This window comes from Pseudomonas sp. Leaf15 (assembly GCF_001421425.1).
GTDB lineage: Bacteria > Pseudomonadota > Gammaproteobacteria > Pseudomonadales > Pseudomonadaceae > Aquipseudomonas > Aquipseudomonas salomonii.
The window spans coordinates 154,961-168,407 of the sequence record NZ_LMKI01000001.1 but is presented as its reverse complement, the minus strand read 5'-3'; the positions used below and the strand labels follow the sequence as shown (position 1 = coordinate 168,407).

The following is a 13,447-nucleotide window of genomic DNA, read 5'->3' as shown; positions in this document are numbered from 1 at the left end:
CGGATGAATCTTGCGCGTTACCGCTTCGTGCTGTCCCGGCCGCTGCAATTGCTGCCGGTGTTGTTTGGCATCAGCCTGATCACCTTTGTGCTGGTGCGCTCGATCCCCGGCGACCCGGCGCGCGCCTTGCTGGGCTCGCGCAGCACGCCGGACGCGCTGCTGAAAATCCGCGCCCAATACGGCCTGGACCAGCCCTTGTGGCTGCAATATTTCTACTTCCTCAAGAACCTGTTCAAGGGCGATCTCGGCCAGTCGCTGCTGTATAAGGTCGACGCGTTGAAACTGATCGTCACCCGTATCGAGCCGACGCTGGTGCTGGTGCTCGGCAGTGTGCTGCTGGCGCTGTTGATCGCGGTGCCGCTGGCCACCGTGGCGGCGCGCAACAAAGGCGGCTGGGCGGATAACCTGATTCGCGTGTTCACCACGGTCGGCCTGGGCATGCCGGCCTTCTGGCTGGGCTTGATGCTGATTCTGTTGCTCAGTGTGAAGTGGGGCTTGTTCCCGGTATCGGGCTACGGTCGCACGTTTACAGATAAAGCCCATCACATGGTCCTGCCGTGTTTGACCATTGCGCTGGCGCTGGCGGCAGTGCTGGTACGCAACCTGCGGGCGAGCATGCTGATGGAGTTGCAGGCCGACCATGTCACCGCCGCCCGCGCCCGTGGGTTATCGGAGGCGGCGGTGTTTCGTCGGCATGTGTTACCCAATTCCCTGGTGCCGGCGGTCAACCTGCTGGCGGTGAATATCGGCTGGCTGATCAGCGGCACGGTGGTGATCGAAAGCCTGTTCGCGATTCCCGGCATCGGCCAATTATTGGTGCGCGGTATTTTTACCCGCGACTACATGGTGGTGCAGGGCGTGGCCATGGTGCTGGCGTGTGCGACGGTGGTGGTCAACTTCGTCGCGGACGTGGCGACCGTGGCCCTCGACCCACGGGTGAAGATGCAATGAGCAGCCGCCCACTGATTGCGCCGTGGCGTTTGCGCCTGCGGTTTGGTTTTCGCAACGGCCGGCTGACCGCCGCATGGGGCTTGCTGATCCTGTTTATGTGGCTGGCGCTGGCGTTGTTCGCGCCGTGGATCGCGCCGTATGACCCGATTGCGCAGAACACCGATCTGAGTTTGTTGGCGCCCAGCCTTTCCCATCCATTTGGCACGGATAACTACGGTAGAGACATCCTTTCGAGGGTAATTTGGGGCGCGCGGATTGACCTGCAACTGGCCGTCATCGGCGTAATCTTCCCGTTCCTGATCGGCACTTTTATCGGCGCTGTTTCCGGCTACATCGGCGGGCGCTTCGACAGCCTGTGCATGCGCGTGATCGACGTGGTGCTGGCGTTCCCGTTCCTGGTGCTGATGCTGGCGATCATGGCGATTCTCGGGCCGGGCTTGCAGAGTTTTTATATCGCCATGGCGCTGGTGGGCTGGGTGTCGTATGCGCGGTTGATCCGCTCACAGATCCTGGTGCTCAAGGAAAGTGACTTTGCCCTGGCCGCCAAGAGCCTGGGCTTTGGCCATGGGCGCATTCTGTTCCGGCATTTGCTGCCCAATGCGATGTTTGGCTCGATTGTGTTTTCGATGTCCGACGCCGTGCTGGTGCTGCTCAACGGCGCTGCCGTGAGCTACCTGGGCCTGGGCGTGCAACCGCCGACGGCGGAGTGGGGCACGATGGTCGCCGAAGGGCAGGCGTTTATCACCACCGCCTGGTGGCTTTGCACCTTCCCGGGCCTGGCCATTGTGACCCTGGCCATGGGTTTCAGCCTGCTCGCCGATGGTGTGGCGCAAGTGTTGGGGGATCGTTCATGAGCCTGCTTCAGGTGCAGGACCTCAGCGTGATCGCCAACAATGGCGGGCGTGAGGTCACGCTGGTTGATCGTGTGTCCTTTGATTTGGCCGAAGGAGAAATCCTCGGCCTGGTGGGTGAAAGCGGCTCGGGCAAGACCCTGGCCTGTCGCGGCCTGATGCGGTTGTTGCCGTCGCCCAACCTGCGGGTGCAAGGCGGCGCTGTGCGCCTGGCTGGTCGCGACCTGTTGCAACTCGATGAGGCTGGCATGCGCGCCGTACGCGGTGGGCAACTGGGCATGATTTTCCAGAACCCCAGCAGTCACCTGGACCCGTTGATGCGCATCGGCGAGCAGATCGCCGAAGGTATCCGTTTGCATCAGGGCGCGTCGAAAAAAGACGCGCGCCTGCAAGCCATCGAGGTGTTGCGCCAGGTCGGTATTCCCGATCCCAAGGCGCGGGTCGACAACTACCCCCATGAGTTCTCCGGCGGCATGCGCCAGCGCGCGATGATCGCCGTGGCCCTGGGCTGCAACCCGCAAGTGCTGATTGCCGACGAGCCGACCACGGCGCTGGATGTGACGGTGCAGGCGCAGATCCTGCGCCTGTTACTGGAGCTGCGTGACCAGCGTGGCCTGGCGATCATCATGATCACCCATGACCTCGGCGTGGTGGCGCAGACCTGTGATTCCATCGCGGTGATGTACGCCGGGCGCTTGTGCGAACACGCGAGCAAATACGACGTGCTGGCCCATCCACAACACCCGTACACCGCCGGCCTTATCGATTGCCAACCCGCCCACAGCAGCGGCCACGCCTTGCTGCGCACCATCCCCGGCCAGCCGCCGTTACTGGATGCCTTGCCCAACGGTTGCCGCTTCAACCCGCGCTGCCCGCAAGCGGCGGCGTTGTGCACTGAGGTGCTGCCCGAAGGTGCGCGCGTGGCCTGCCACTATCCGCTCGGAGAGCGCCCATGAGTCTGTTGCAGATCAAGGACCTGGAGGTGCGGTTTGCCGCGTCCGGCACGGGGATGTTGGGCCTTAATAAACAGTGGGTGAGGGCGGTCAATGGTGTGTCGCTGAACCTGGCCGCAGGCGAAACCCTGGGGTTGGTGGGCGAGTCCGGCAGTGGCAAAAGCACGCTGGGGCGAGCCATTTTGCACCTCAACCCGATCAGCGCCGGGCAGGTGTTATTTGACGGCGTCGACATGGCGCGAGGCAGCGCGATCGACATCGCCCGTCTGCGGCATGAAACCGCGATGATTTTCCAGGACCCTTACGCCGCCCTGAACCCACGCCACAGCATTGGCGAAACCCTCGCCGAAGTGCTGCGGGTGCAGCGCAAGGTCGCCCCGCAGCAGATACCGGCTCGCGTGGTCGAGCTGCTTGAGCTGGTGGGCCTGCGCCCTGAACTTGCCAGCCGCAAACCCGGCTCCCTCAGTGGTGGCCAGTGCCAGCGCGTCGGCATCGCCCGCGCCCTGGCGGTGGAGCCGCGCCTGATCATTGCCGATGAGTGCGTGGCGGCCCTGGATGTGTCGATCCAGGGCCAGATCATCAACCTGTTGCTGGAACTGCAACAGCGCATGAACCTGGCGATCCTGTTTATTGCCCATGACCTGGCCATTGTGCGGCGCCTGTGCGACCGCGTGGCGGTGATGTACCTGGGCAAGATCGTCGAAAAAGGGCCGGTGGAGGCGGTGTTTACGGCGCCGCGCCACCCGTATACGGCGGCGTTGATCGAGGCGATTCCCGAGATCGATCCGCACCGGCCGTTGCCGGCAGAGCCGTTGCCCGGTGAGCCGCCAAGCCCGCTGAAGTTGCCCACCGGCTGCGCCTTTCACCCGCGCTGCCGGCACGCCCGGACGATGTGTTCCGTGGTATTGCCGCCGACCCATTACCTGCACGAGCATCGGTACAGTTGCGTGCTTGAAGAACCGCTGAGCCTTTCCTGCCATTCATAGACAAGGAGTTATGACATGCAAACCCGTCACTTGAAGTTGCTCGCCGCCGCGACACTGACCGCCTGGTCCCTCACCGCCGGGCTGGCTCATGCCGCCGGTGTGCTGACCATCGGCTGCCGTGAAGACAGCACCACGTTCGACCCGATCAAAAGCGCACAGAACCGCGATACGTGGGTGTTCGCCAACGTCTACGACACCCTGGTGCGCGTGGATAACCTGGGCACCAAGATGGAGCCGGGCCTGGCCGAAAGCTGGGAGATTTCCAGGGACGGCCTGACCTACACCTTCAAGCTGCGTGACGCCAAGTTCTCCGATGGCTCGGCGATCACCGCCGCTGACGCCGCGTTCAGCCTGTTGCGCATCCGCGACAACAAGGCGTCGCTGTGGGCGGATCCGTTCAACCTGATCAACACGGCCAAGGCCAGCGACCCGCAGACCCTGGTGGTCACCCTGAAAACCCCGGCTGTGGCCTTCCTCTCGCAACTGGCCTCGCCGACGGTGTCGATCCTGTCGGAAAAGGCCATGACCACGATGGGCGAAGACGCCTACTCGGAAAACCCGGTGACCTCCGGCGCGTTTACCGTGGAGGAATGGCGCAAGGGCGACCGCGTGATCCTCAAGAAGAACCCGAACTTCTGGCAGGCCAGGAATGTGAGCCTGGATGGCGTGGAGTGGGTCTCGGTCACCGACGACAACACGCGCATGCGCATGGTGCAGAACAACGAGCTGGACACGGCGATCTTCGTACCGTTCTCCCGCGTGGAAGAGCTGAAGAAAGACAAAAACGTGGTGATCCACGCCGACCCGTCGACCCGCGAAGATCACCTGCTGATCAACCACGCCCACGGCCTGCTGGCCAAGCCACAGGTGCGCGAGGCGCTGGACATGGCCATCGACAAACAGTCGCTGGTCAAGACCGCCACTTACGGCCAAGGCACCGTGGCCTATTCCTACATCCCCAAAGGCTCGCTGTACCACTACGCCAATAACCTGCAACGCCCGTATGACCCAACCGCCGCCAAGAAACTGCTGGAAGAAGCCGGCGCCAAGGACTTGAAACTCAACTACGTGGTCAACGCCGGCAACGAAGCCGACGAGCAGATTGCGGTGATCATCAAGGACCAGTTGGCCAAGGTGGGCGTGACCGCCAACCTGCAAAAGGTCGACCCGACCCAAAGCTGGCAGATGCTGGTGGACGGTGAGTACGATATTTCGGTGATGTACTGGACCAACGACATCCTCGACCCGGACCAGAAGACCACCTTCGTGCTCGGCCACGACACCAACCAGAACTACATGACCCGCTACAAGAACGACAAGGTCAAGGAACTGGTGGCGCAGGCACGAATCGAGGCCGACCCGGTCAAGCGTGAGCAAATGTACGTGGAATTGCAGAAACTGGCGAAGCAGGATGTGAACTGGATTGACCTGTACTACAGCCCGTACATCAACATCTCACGCAAGAACGTGAGCAACTTCCTGCAGAATCCGCTGGGGCGTTTTACCCTTGAGGAAGTGGTGAAGAACTAACGGTCACCGCTAAGCAAATGTGGGAGCTGGCTTGTGTGGGAGCTGGCTTGCCTGCGATGGTATCAACTCGGTTTAACAGATAGACCGAGTTGCCCGCATCGCAGGCAAGCCAGCTCCCACATGAACTCAGTTCACATTTTGGGTTTGTGCAGTGTCAGGTGTTACTGCGCATCAAACGCCTGCCCATTGATCCCCGCGCTGTCCGGCCCCATCAGGTACAGGTACACCGGCATGATGTCTTCCGGTGCAGGCCTTTCCATCGGGTTTTCCCCCGGGTACGCCTGGGCGCGCATGCTGGTGCGTGTACCGCCCGGGTTGATGCTGTTGGCGCGTACCGATGCCACGTCTTCCAGCTCATCGGCCAGGGTTTGCATCAAACCTTCGGTGGCAAACTTCGACACGCCATAAGCCCCCCAATACGCCCGACCCTTGCGCCCGACGCTGCTGGAGGTGAACACCACCGACGCATCCTGGGACAGCTTGAGCAGTGGCAAGAGTGTGCTGGTCAGCATGAACATCGCGTTGACGTTCACGTGCATCACGCGCATGAAGTTCTCACCGGACAACTGCTCGATCGGCGTGCGTGGGCCGATGATCGAGGCGTTGTGCAGCAGGCCGTCGAGACGGCCGAATGCTTTTTCGATCATCGCTGCCAGCTCATCGTATTGATGGGGCAGGGCGGTTTCCAGGTTGAACGGAATCACCACCGGCTGCGGCTGGCCGGCCGCTTCGATCTCGTCATACACCTGGGCCAGGTTGGCTTCGGTCTTGCCCAGCAACAGCACGGTGGCGCCATGGGCGGCATAGGTTTTTGCCGCCGCCGCGCCGATCCCGCGACCGGCACCGGTCACCAGGATTACCCGGTCTTTGAGCAGTTCTGGACGTGCGGAGTAATCAAACATAAAAAACCTCGACAGAATTCAAGCTGATACAGGCCTTGAAGTGGAATCCATTTCAGGTGGGAGCTGGCTTGCCTGCGATGGCGGAGTATCAGTCACCGCTAGTGCTGGCTGGCAGACCGCTATCGCAGGCAAGCCAGCTCCCACAGTGATCTCAGTGCTCGAACAATCAGCAACTGCACAGTGCGTTATCCAGCACCTTGCGCAGTTCCAGCGGATGGTCCACCACCACGTCGGCGCCCCAGTTGCGTGGGTTGTCGTCCGGGTGGATGTAGCCGAAGGTGACCGCTGCGGTGCGGGTGCCGGCGTCGCGGCCAGACTCGATATCGCGCAGGTCATCGCCCACGAACAGCACGCTGGCCGGGTCCAGGTCGAGCATCTTGCACGCCAGGATCAGCGGCTCGGGGTCGGGCTTGCTGTGCTTCACGTGGTCAGGGCAGATCAGCAGCGCCGAACGTTCGGCCAGGCCCAGTTGCTGCATGATCGGCTCGGCAAAACGCAGCGGCTTGTTGGTGACCACGCCCCACACCAGGTGGGACTTCTCGATGTCCTGCAGCAGTTCTTCCATGCCGTCGAACAGTTTGCTGTGGATCGCGCAGCCTTTGAGGTAACGCTCCAGAAACTCCTGGCGCAACTCTTCAAAGCCTGGCGATTCGGGGTCCATCGAGAAGGTCACGGCGACCATCGCCCGCGCACCGCCGGAAATTTCATCGCGGATATGCTGTGGGTTGATCGGCTCCAGGCCTCGGTCGGCGCGCATGGCCTGGCAGATCGCGATAAAGTCCGGCGCGGTGTCCAGCAAGGTGCCGTCCATGTCGAAGAGAACTGCTCGCAACTTCACAGGCTTACTCCTCGCGCAGGGTCTGGATCATGTAATTGACGTCAACGTCGCTCGCCAGCTTGTAGTGCTTGGTCAGCGGGTTGTAGGTCAGGCCGATGATGTCCTTGACGGTCAGCCCGGCCTGACGGCTCCAGGCGCCCAGCTCGCTTGGGCGGATGAATTTCTTGAAGTCGTGGGTGCCGCGCGGCAGCAACTTCATGATGTATTCGGCGCCGATGATCGCGAACAGATAAGCCTTGGGGTTGCGGTTGATGGTGGAGAAGAACACCTGGCCGCCGGGCTTGACCATACGGAAGCACGCGCGGATCACCGAAGACGGGTCTGGCACGTGCTCGAGCATCTCCAGGCAAGTGACCACGTCGAACTGCTCGGGCATCTCTTCGGCCAGGGCTTCGGCGGTGATCTGGCGGTATTCGACGCTCACGCCGGATTCCAGCTGGTGCAGTTGGGCCACGGCCAGCGGCGCTTCGCCCATGTCGATGCCCATCACGGTAGCGCCGCGCTGGGCCATGGCTTCGCTGAGGATGCCGCCGCCGCAACCGACGTCCAGCACCTTCTTGCCGGCCAGGCTGACGCGCTCGTCAATCCAGTTGACGCGCAGCGGGTTGATGTCGTGCAGCGGTTTGAACTCGCTTTCGCGGTCCCACCAGCGGTGGGCCAGGGCTTCAAACTTGGCGATTTCGGCGTGGTCGACGTTGCTCATGGTGAATCCTCTAAATCTGATAAATCGGTTATTCAGCCCTGAACGCTGGGTTCAAGACCTTCGTTATTCGCTGTGCCCGCTGATCCGTTGGCCCCAGGCGATGGCCGTGGCGGTCAACTGCTGTTCATCCATGCGGGTCAATCGCCGGTCGTCGAGCAACTGCTTGCCGGCGACCCAAAGGTGTTTCACACACTCGCGCCCGGTGGCATATATAAGCGTTGAGACCGGGTCGTAGATCGGTTGTTGCGCCAGCCCCGAAAGATCAAAGGCGACGATATCCGCCGCCTTGCCGACTTCCAGCGAGCCAATCTCGCTGTCCAGGCCCATGGCACGTGCCCCATTGAGCGTAGCCATGCGCAGGGCGCGATGGGCGTCCAGGGCGGTGGCCGAGCCGGCGACGGCCTTGGCCAGCATCGCCGCCGTGCGGGTTTCGCCCAGCAGGTCGAGGTCATTGTTGCTGGCCGCGCCGTCGGTGCCGATAGCCACGTTCACCCCAGCCTGCCACAGACGCTCCACCGGGCAAAAGCCGCTGACCAGTTTCAGGTTCGATTCCGGGCAATGGATGACGCTGGTGTTACTTTCTACCAGCAAAGCCAGGTCGTCCTCGCTGATTTGGGTCATATGAACGGCCTGGAAGCGTGGGCCGAGCAGGCCCAGACGGCCCAGGCGCGCCAGCGGTCGTTCGCCGGTCTTGTCCACGGCTTGTTGCACTTCGAAGGCGGTTTCGTGCACATGCATATGGATGGCGGCGTCCAGCTCTTCGGCGATCACGCGGATTTTTTCCAGGTTCTCATCGCTTACGGTGTAGGGCGCGTGGGGGCCGAAGGTGATCTTGATGCGTGTGTGGTGCTTGAGGTCGCCGAACAGCTCCACGCCCTGACGGATCGCCTCATCGGCGCTGCTGGCGCCGGGAATCGGGAAGTCGAGGATCGGCAGCGCGATCTGCGCGCGCATGCCGCTGTTGTGTACGCAGTCGCTGGCGACCTTGGGGTAGAAGTACATGTCCGAGAAGCAGGTGATGCCGCCCTTGAGCTGCTCGGCGATGGCCAGGTCGGTGCCGTCGCGCACGAAGGCTTCATCGACCCATTTGGCTTCGGCGGGCCAGATGTGTTTTTCCAGCCAGGTCATCAGCGGCAGATCGTCGGCCAGGCCGCGAAACAGGCTCATCGCCGCGTGGCCGTGGGCGTTGATCAAGCCGGGGCTGAGCAGCATGCCCGGCAGTTCGCGAACCTCGCTGGCCGCAAGCTTCAAGGCCGCCGCCCGTGGCCCGATAAACGCAATGCGCCCGTCACGGATGCCCAGGCCGTGCTCCTTGAGCACCACGCCAGCGGGTTCGACAGGTACCAGCCAGGTTGGCAGCAGCAATAAGTCGAGCGGGGCGGCAGTGGAGGTCATCGCAGGCTTCTTCCCAGGCAGCTATAAAAGAAGGGCGAAGTATACCCGAGCGTCTTGGCTGGCGGATCGCTATAATCGGCGGCTTTTGTTCATGAGTGCGGGGTAAGGGATGCGCGACCGACTGTTAGCTGCAGAGAAAGTGAAGGCCATCGATTGGCGTGATGGCGCACTGCACCTGCTCGATCAGCGTGCCTTGCCCTCGCGGGAAACCTGGGTGGCCTGCACTACGGTGGCTGACGTCGCCCAGGCCATTCGCAACATGACGGTGCGCGGCGCGCCGGCCATCGGCATCAGTGCCGCCTACGGCCTGGTGCTGGCCGCCCGCGAGCGGATCGCCGAGGGCGGTGACTGGCAGGCAGCGTGGGAAGAAGACTACGCGCTGCTGGCCGATAGCCGTCCGACCGCCGCGAACCTGTTCTGGGCCTTGAAGCGCATGCGTGACCGCCTCGATCGGGTCAAAAAGCACGCAGACCCGCTGGCGGTGCTGGAAGCCGAAGCCATTGCGATCCACGAAAGCGACCGCGAAGCCAACCTGGTCATGGCCCAATTGGGCCTGGAGCGCATTCGCAAGCACCAGGGCAACGCCCAGGCGATCCTTACCCATGGCAATGCGGGCGCCCTCGCCACCGGCGGTGTGGGCACCGCCCTTGGGGTTATCCGCGCGGCGTTCCTGGAGGGTTTGGTCGAACATGTCTACGTCAATGAAACCCGCCCGTGGCTGCAAGGCTCGCGGCTGACGGCCTGGGAGTTGGCGGGCGAGGGTATCCCGGCCACGGTGAATGCCGACTCGGCCGGTGCGCATATCCTCAAGACCAAAGGCGTGACCTGGGTCGTGGTCGGCGCCGACTGCATTGCGGCCAATGGTGATGTGATCGGCCCGATCGGCACTTATCAATTGGCGGTGTGTGCCATGCACCACGGCGTGCGTTTTATGGTGGTGGCGCCCAGTTCGACCCTCGATTTGATGATGGCCACCGGTGATGATGTCAGCCTGGAAGAGCGTGATGCGGCGGAGTTGCTGGCGGTTAACGGTCAGCGATTGAAGGTTGCGGCGTTTAATCCGGTCTTCGATGTGACGCCGGCGGATCTGATTGATGTGATCGTGACCGAAAAAGGCATCGTCGAACGGCCTGATACTGCCAAGCTGGCCAAGTTGATGTGCCGTAAGCGCCTGCATTGAGGACTTTGGTGGCTGTTGGATCGCTATCGCAGGCAAGCCAGCTCCCACCTTTGTTTTGTGAATACATTCAAAATGTGGGAGCGGGCTTGCCCGCGATTGGCCCTGTAAGTCAATAAAACCCTTGGATCCAGCCTCAAAAAACAGCACCCACCCCGCTCTGAGCCTCTCTCGTCCCCCTCAAGCCTGTCATCCGTCAAATTACTAGCCTCCATGCGCATCAGGGGGATAGGTGCGTGGCGGCGATTGTGATAACATCCGGCGGTTTCCAGGGCCGCCCCGAGGGGTTGCCCATAACGTGCAGATCCGTGTCATAACTCGTTGATTTGTCGTAAGTCGTTGTCAGGCACTCTGCCAGCAACGGCGAGCTTCGTTCGTCCCATATGGATGTGACGAGGTTTCACCCGAAAAAGGAATCAGGCTTCTCATGGGCGAACTGGCCAAAGAAATCCTCCCGGTCAATATCGAAGACGAGCTGAAACAGTCCTACCTCGACTACGCGATGAGCGTAATTGTCGGGCGGGCACTGCCTGATGCGCGCGATGGCTTGAAGCCCGTGCACCGGCGTGTGCTGTTCGCGATGAGCGAGCTGGGTAACGACTGGAACAAGCCGTACAAGAAATCTGCCCGTGTTGTCGGTGACGTGATCGGTAAGTATCACCCTCACGGCGACACTGCGGTGTACGACACCATCGTTCGGATGGCCCAGCCGTTTTCCCTGCGCTACCTGCTGGTAGACGGCCAGGGCAACTTCGGTTCGGTCGACGGCGACAATGCTGCGGCCATGCGATACACCGAAGTGCGCATGACCAAGCTGGCGCACGAACTGCTGGCCGACCTGCACAAAGAAACCGTGGACTGGGTGCCGAACTACGACGGCACCGAAATGATCCCGGCCGTCATGCCAACCCGTATTCCCAACCTGCTGGTCAACGGCTCCAGCGGTATCGCCGTGGGCATGGCCACCAACATCCCGCCGCACAACCTCGGTGAAGTCATCGACGGTTGCCTGGCCCTCATCGACAACCCTGAGCTGACCGTCGATGAGCTGATGCAATACATCCCCGGTCCGGACTTCCCGACCGCCGCGATCATCAACGGTCGTGCCGGCATCATCGAAGCCTACCGCACCGGCCGTGGCCGCATTTACATGCGCGCCCGCTCGATGATCGAAGACATCGACAAGGTCGGTGGCCGCCAGCAGATCGTTATCACCGAACTGCCTTACCAGCTGAACAAGGCGCGTCTGATCGAGAAGATCGCCGAGCTGGTTAAAGAGAAGAAGCTCGAAGGCATCACCGAACTGCGCGACGAGTCCGACAAAGACGGTATGCGCGTGGTGATCGAGCTGCGTCGTGGCGAAGTGCCTGAGGTGATCCTCAACAACCTCTACGCCCAGACCCAGCTGCAAAGCGTGTTTGGTATCAACGTGGTGGCCCTGATCGACGGCCGCCCGCGCATCCTGAACCTCAAGGACCTGCTCGAAGCCTTCGTGCGTCACCGCCGCGAAGTGGTCACCCGCCGCACCGTGTTCGAACTGCGCAAGGCCCGCGAGCGCGGCCACATCCTGGAAGGCCAGGCGGTAGCGCTGTCGAACATCGACCCGGTGATCGCGCTGATCAAGGCTTCGCCGACGCCGTCGGAAGCCAAGGAAGCCCTGATCAAGATGCCGTGGGAATCCAGCGCCGTCGTGGCGATGGTTGAACGTGCCGGTGCCGATTCGTGCCGTCCGGAAACCCTGGACCCGCAATACGGCCTGCGCGACGGCAAGTACTTCCTGTCGCCGGAACAGGCCCAGGCCATCCTGGAACTGCGTTTGCACCGCCTGACCGGCCTGGAGCACGAGAAACTGCTGGCCGAATACCAGGAGATTCTCAACCAGATCGGCGAGCTGATCCGCATCCTCAACAGCGCTGTGCGCCTGATGGAAGTGATCCGCGAAGAGCTGGAAGTGATCCGTGCCGAATACGGCGACGTGCGCCGCACCGAAATCCTCGATGCGCGCCTCGACCTGACCCTGGGTGACATGATCCCGGAAGAAGAGCGTGTGGTGACCATCTCCCACGGTGGCTACGCCAAGACCCAGCCATTGGCTGCATACCAGGCTCAGCGTCGTGGCGGTAAAGGCAAATCGGCTACCGGCGTGAAGGATGAGGACTACATCGCTCACCTGCTGGTTGCCAACAGCCACACCACGCTGCTGCTGTTCTCCAGCAAAGGCAAGGTGTACTGGCTCAAGACCTACGAAATCCCGGAAGCCTCCCGCGCTGCCCGTGGTCGTCCGCTGGTCAACCTGCTGCCGCTGGACAGTGATGAATACATCACCACCATGTTGCCGGTCGAGGAATACACCGAAGGTCACTTCATCTTCATGGCCACCGCCAAAGGCACCGTGAAGAAGACCCCGCTGGAATCCTTCAGCCGTCAGCGCAGCGTGGGCCTGATCGCCCTGGAGCTGGACGAAGGCGACGTACTGATCTCTGCGGCCATCACCGACGGCGAGCGTGAAGTCATGCTGTTCTCCGACGGCGGTAAAGTGACACGCTTCAAGGAATCCGACGTTCGCGCCATGGGCCGTACCGCCCGCGGTGTGCGCGGCATGCGTCTGCCGGAAGGGCAGAAGCTGATTTCGATGCTGATCCCGGAAGAAGGCAGCCAGATCCTCACCGCTTCGGCGCGTGGTTACGGCAAGCGCACCGCCATCAGCGAGTTCCCGGAGTACAAGCGTGGCGGCCAGGGCGTGATCGCCATGGTCAGCAACGACCGCAACGGCCGTCTGGTCGGCGCGGTGCAGGTGCTCGATGGCGAGGAAATCATGCTGATTTCCGACCAGGGCACTCTGGTGCGTACCCGTGTGGCCGAAGTCTCGAGCCTGGGCCGTAACACCCAGGGCGTGACGCTGATCAAGCTGGCCAGCGACGAAACGCTGGTAGGCCTGGAGCGCGTCCAGGAACCATCGGAAGTCGAAGGCGAAGAGCTGGAAGGCGAAGACGGTGCGGTATTCGATGGCGAGGTGATCGCAACCGGCGATGACAACGTCGACGAGCCAACCCTCGATGCTGCCGCAGACGAAGAAGAACCGCAGGAATAAGCGGACACACAGGGGGCGGATGAAGATTCGCCCCCTTGTTGTTTGTGTCCCCTTTGAAATACAGGTCTTT

11 protein-coding genes are annotated in these 13,447 nt (G+C 62.0%); 7 read left to right on the top strand and 4 right to left on the bottom strand.

The annotated features are described in order from the left end of the window. Positions 1–3 precede the first annotated feature (3 nt). From ASE80_RS00835 to ASE80_RS00815, 5 genes are read left to right on the top strand one after another with little or no spacing between them, the layout of a single operon-like run. The gene (locus ASE80_RS00835; protein ID WP_056857238.1) at positions 4–951 is read left to right on the top strand and encodes an ABC transporter permease; all 948 of its coding nucleotides are present in this window, start codon (positions 4–6) and stop codon (positions 949–951) included. Continuing rightward, positions 948–1,805: an ABC transporter permease gene (locus tag ASE80_RS00830; protein ID WP_056857237.1), complete on the top strand. Its 858-nt coding sequence runs from the start codon at positions 948–950 to the stop codon at positions 1,803–1,805. Before ASE80_RS00835 ends, ASE80_RS00830 begins: the two co-directional genes overlap by 4 nt. Next, positions 1,802–2,758 (top strand): ABC transporter ATP-binding protein, encoded by a 957-nt coding sequence (locus ASE80_RS00825; protein ID WP_056857236.1) that lies wholly within the window; start codon positions 1,802–1,804, stop codon positions 2,756–2,758. Before ASE80_RS00830 ends, ASE80_RS00825 begins: the two co-directional genes overlap by 4 nt. Further along, complete coding sequence (locus tag ASE80_RS00820; RefSeq protein WP_056857235.1) at positions 2,755–3,741, top strand: ABC transporter ATP-binding protein; 987 nt, start codon at positions 2,755–2,757, stop codon at positions 3,739–3,741. The genes ASE80_RS00825 and ASE80_RS00820 overlap by 4 nt, the downstream gene beginning before the upstream one ends. A gap of 15 nt (positions 3,742–3,756) precedes the next feature. Next, positions 3,757–5,271, top strand: coding sequence for an ABC transporter substrate-binding protein (locus ASE80_RS00815; RefSeq protein ID WP_056857234.1), 1,515 nt, complete (start codon positions 3,757–3,759; stop codon positions 5,269–5,271). Positions 5,272–5,432: 161 nt separating this feature from the next. Here the strand turns inward: ASE80_RS00815 and ASE80_RS00810 are convergent, their stop codons facing one another. The 4 genes from ASE80_RS00810 to ASE80_RS00795 all read right to left on the bottom strand — a co-directional run bounded on the left by ASE80_RS00810 (position 5,433) and on the right by ASE80_RS00795 (position 9,109). Then, complete coding sequence (locus ASE80_RS00810) at positions 5,433–6,173, bottom strand: YciK family oxidoreductase (protein WP_056857233.1); 741 nt, start codon at positions 6,171–6,173, stop codon at positions 5,433–5,435. A 166-nt stretch (positions 6,174–6,339) separates the two neighbouring features. Further along, the gene (gene mupP, locus ASE80_RS00805; protein WP_056857232.1) at positions 6,340–7,011 is read right to left on the bottom strand and encodes an N-acetylmuramic acid 6-phosphate phosphatase MupP; all 672 of its coding nucleotides are present in this window, start codon (positions 7,009–7,011) and stop codon (positions 6,340–6,342) included. 4 nt (positions 7,012–7,015) lie between these two features. Beyond that, positions 7,016–7,714, bottom strand: a complete 699-nt coding sequence (gene ubiG, locus ASE80_RS00800) for a bifunctional 2-polyprenyl-6-hydroxyphenol methylase/3-demethylubiquinol 3-O-methyltransferase UbiG (protein WP_056857231.1) — start codon at positions 7,712–7,714, stop codon at positions 7,016–7,018. Positions 7,715–7,777: 63 nt separating this feature from the next. After that, positions 7,778–9,109 carry a TRZ/ATZ family hydrolase gene (locus tag ASE80_RS00795; protein ID WP_056857230.1) on the bottom strand — a complete coding sequence of 444 codons (1,332 nt, stop codon included), beginning with the start codon at positions 9,107–9,109 and terminating at the stop codon, positions 7,778–7,780. Between the two features lie 109 nt (positions 9,110–9,218). Between ASE80_RS00795 and mtnA the strand changes: the two genes are divergently transcribed. Then, a complete protein-coding gene (mtnA, locus tag ASE80_RS00790; protein ID WP_056857229.1) occupies positions 9,219–10,289 on the top strand; it encodes an S-methyl-5-thioribose-1-phosphate isomerase in 1,071 nt (356 codons plus the stop codon). Between the two features lie 424 nt (positions 10,290–10,713). Then, positions 10,714–13,377 carry a DNA gyrase subunit A gene (gene gyrA, locus ASE80_RS00785; RefSeq protein WP_017136106.1) on the top strand — a complete coding sequence of 888 codons (2,664 nt, stop codon included), beginning with the start codon at positions 10,714–10,716 and terminating at the stop codon, positions 13,375–13,377. The last annotated feature ends 70 nt before the right edge of the window (positions 13,378–13,447 follow it).

What these genes read in the sequence shown, in the direction of transcription:
- ASE80_RS00835 (WP_056857238.1), top strand. Translation starts at nt 4, where the DNA reads ATGAATCTTGCGCGTTACCGCTTCGTGCTGTCCCGGCCGCTGCAATTG.
- ASE80_RS00830 (WP_056857237.1), top strand. Translation starts at nt 948, where the DNA reads ATGAGCAGCCGCCCACTGATTGCGCCGTGGCGTTTGCGCCTGCGGTTT.
- ASE80_RS00825 (WP_056857236.1), top strand. Translation starts at nt 1,802, where the DNA reads ATGAGCCTGCTTCAGGTGCAGGACCTCAGCGTGATCGCCAACAATGGC.
- ASE80_RS00820 (WP_056857235.1), top strand. Translation starts at nt 2,755, where the DNA reads ATGAGTCTGTTGCAGATCAAGGACCTGGAGGTGCGGTTTGCCGCGTCC.
- ASE80_RS00815 (WP_056857234.1), top strand. Translation starts at nt 3,757, where the DNA reads ATGCAAACCCGTCACTTGAAGTTGCTCGCCGCCGCGACACTGACCGCC.
- ASE80_RS00810 (WP_056857233.1), bottom strand. Translation starts at nt 6,173, where the DNA reads ATGTTTGATTACTCCGCACGTCCAGAACTGCTCAAAGACCGGGTAATC.
- ubiG (WP_056857231.1), bottom strand. Translation starts at nt 7,714, where the DNA reads ATGAGCAACGTCGACCACGCCGAAATCGCCAAGTTTGAAGCCCTGGCC.
- ASE80_RS00795 (WP_056857230.1), bottom strand. Translation starts at nt 9,109, where the DNA reads ATGACCTCCACTGCCGCCCCGCTCGACTTATTGCTGCTGCCAACCTGG.
- mtnA (WP_056857229.1), top strand. Translation starts at nt 9,219, where the DNA reads ATGCGCGACCGACTGTTAGCTGCAGAGAAAGTGAAGGCCATCGATTGG.
- gyrA (WP_017136106.1), top strand. Translation starts at nt 10,714, where the DNA reads ATGGGCGAACTGGCCAAAGAAATCCTCCCGGTCAATATCGAAGACGAG.